At 45.7% G+C, this 403-nt stretch carries 1 protein-coding gene; it reads right to left on the reverse strand.

What is annotated here, in order from left to right; translation table 11 throughout:
- Positions 1-403, reverse strand: a 403-nt coding sequence (locus BTA35_RS17300; RefSeq protein WP_139363756.1) for a sulfotransferase family protein, incomplete at both ends; no start/stop codon positions are given.

A 403-nucleotide genomic window follows, 5' to 3' on the forward strand; every position in this document is an offset into this window, starting at 1 on the left:
GGGCACCACTGCCAATGCAGCCTCTAAAGGCGAAAGGAACTCGGCATAGCGTTTCCATTTTGCTTTTGAGCTGGTGTAAATCGGCTGCCTGACTTGCCAAGATGAAGCGGTTTTAACTGCACGCTCTAACTTTTGGAAAGAGAGCACAGTCTCCTCCCATGGCAGCTGTAAGTAATCAATAATTCTATGCGCCCAGCTTTCGACATCTTCAACCAGCAGGTCATAGTCAACTTCTAATATCTGCTCTGGAAGCACTTGATGCCAATGGTTCATCAATCGCTGATGATCAACCAACTGCTCACCAATCCAGCTTTGATCATAGGCAAAGCCCATACCACCAAATTTAGCCGCATAGTCGATAAAATAATTAGAGATGGCCACATCTCTTGGTTCACGTTTTAAG

The organism is Oceanospirillum linum (assembly GCF_001995095.2).
Lineage (GTDB): Bacteria > Pseudomonadota > Gammaproteobacteria > Pseudomonadales > Halomonadaceae > Oceanospirillum > Oceanospirillum linum.